A 2,284-nucleotide genomic window follows, 5' to 3' on the forward strand; every position below is an offset into this window, starting at 1 on the left:
TGGAGCGCGAGATGGACCAGCCTGGCTTTCTCGCCTGGTACCGGAACCCCGGACGAGCCTCAGCTGACTCCCTGGCTGTCGCCTACAAGGACGGCAAGGGAGCCTGGCGGCGACTCTGCCCAGACTTCGTCTTCTTCAGCGGGCACGAGGACGACGTGCGGGTCTCGATCGTCGACCCGCACGGTTTCCACCTCGGCGACGCCATGCCGAAGCTTCGGGGACTGGCCGACTTCACCGAGGCCTATGGCGACGAGTTCTACCGCATCGAGGCCATCGCTCAGATGAAAGACCGAACTCTGAGGGTGCTAGACCTCAAGTCGCCGACGGCGCGGCAGGCGATCCGCGAAGCCCAGGACGCGGAGGCGTTGTACCTAAGTCCTCGCGCCAGCGACTACTAAGGGCAGATCTCCACAGCTGGTGTGAGCAAGGCGCCGGCGCGATTCTCGAACACTCGTTCTACACTGGGACGATGGCTGGCGGGATGAGTTCGAGGCGCGGTGTACCGCTGAAGGACCGGCCGGTGTGGTCTGGTCCAGGACAGCAGCCGGGACCGCCTGAGCCTGGCGCAGGCTCAGCGGCCCGACGCCGGCACTGCTGGCTATCTCATCCTGACCAGGACGGGGAGGCCGAGGGTCTCGTCCTTCAGTGGGCATCTGAGCCGACTGGGTGGGTGGCCCTCACGATCTACGTCCTCGACCGACCAGGTGGGGCCGTGGCAATCCAGGAGTGGATCCCGGCTGCTCGGCTGCGGCCCGCCTAGGCGCGACGTTGCGCTATATGACACCGGTCGGTCAGTTGGTAGCGGCGGCATACCGCTTGATCGACCAGGCCATCTGCTCGTAGTAGCTCGAGCCCTTCAGCTGGACGATCTCGACGGACTTCCCAGGCCGCGGAGCGTGAATCATCTGCCCGCCGCCGATGTAGATCCCGACGTGACCGAAGGTGCCAGGCGCACCGGAGCCGTCCTCGCTGAAGGAGATGACGTCACCGGGCTGCATCTTTGACCAGTCGCGCGGGATGCTCTGCCCGCGGGAGTCCTTGCCTTGGTCCTCAGCTGAGTGGGACAGGCTGATGCCGGTGGACTTGTACACGGCGAACAGGACCAGCCCGGAGCAGTCGAACCCGACGGTGTGAGTTCCATCCAGCGATGGCGAGGAGTAGATCCCCAGGCTCGGTCCGTTGATGTTTCCGCCACCCCAGCTGTACGGGGTGCTCAGGTAGTGCCGGGCGGCCGAGACGATCGCCGCGCCGCTGCCGTCGCCGGCGGGCAGGGGCTCGCCGATGCCGCCACCCTCACATCCCGCGATCGGGCCAGAGACTGGCAGCTTGGCCAGTAGCGACGGGTCCGCGGTCAGGACGGCGACCATTTGCACGGCCGGGCCCCAGTAGGGCGCGTAGTGGTACGGGTCGGCGTTGCGCTGGGTTCGGTGGGCCGCGATCGTCGGCTCGAGGGAGTGGTAGTGCGGCACCTTCACCAATGCCGCGTAGAACAGGCCCGACGCCGTTGAGGGGTTCATCCGCTCCTGCAGAGTGCCCCACGAGTCGCGCTGCTGAAACAAGCCTCGACTGTCCGGGCCAGCGGTGTCTCCGTAGCCGATGTTGACCAGGCTGGACTCCCCCATGGCCGTCATCACCCCGACGGTGATTGACCACGCGTCAAGGCCCATCCCCTGCCCGGACTTGATCACGTATGCCGCGTTGACGACCTGCTCACCCTTGTAGGCGCCGACCTGTGCCGGCAGCGCCGAGACGACCGCCTGGGTGTCGCCCGCCGATCCGGTAGGAGCGACCGGCGCCGGCCACGACAGAACGGGCGACGTCGTGGCTCCGCCGCCGGCGGAGCCCGGGTCGACCAGCGCGAGCGGAGGCGCGGTCCCCTGCACTCCCTTGGACGGGACCACGACTCCCTGCTTGGTCAGCCAGTCCCGGGGGTTCACCCTGGTGCCGTTGATCGACACCTCGAGATGCAGGTGTGGGCCGGAGGAGTTGCCCTCGTTGCCTTCGACGCCGATCTGTCGCCCGGCCCAGAGCCGATCGCCCACCTTGACCGTTCGCGACGCCATGTGCAGGTACCGGGTCTCCAACCCCGCACCGTGATCGATCGTGACCTCGTGCCCACCCGTCGTGGTGTCCGGGGTCGCCTTGACCACCCCCGCCTTGACTGCCACGACCGCGGACGGTGACGGTACCTCCGCCAGGTCCAGGCCCCAGTGCATCCGGTACTGGCCGGTGCCGATGTCGCCCGGGTTGTAACGCATCCCGAACTCGCTGGTCGGCACGAACC

Annotated in this window: 1 protein-coding gene and 1 pseudogene; one reads left to right on the forward strand and one right to left on the reverse strand. The window is 67.5% G+C overall.

Translation table 11 applies throughout. The annotated features are described in order from the left end of the window. Positions 1–398: pseudogene (locus L0H79_RS21960) on the forward strand (type III restriction endonuclease subunit R); the annotation flags it as partial. 393 nt (positions 399–791) lie between these two features. Here the strand turns inward: L0H79_RS21960 and L0H79_RS21965 are convergent. Further along, the coding region (locus tag L0H79_RS21965; RefSeq protein WP_301486899.1) for a peptidoglycan DD-metalloendopeptidase family protein at positions 792–2,284 on the reverse strand (1,493 nt) is incomplete at its 5' end.

It is taken from the genome of Intrasporangium sp., assembly GCF_030452765.1.
GTDB lineage: Bacteria > Actinomycetota > Actinomycetes > Actinomycetales > Dermatophilaceae > Intrasporangium_A.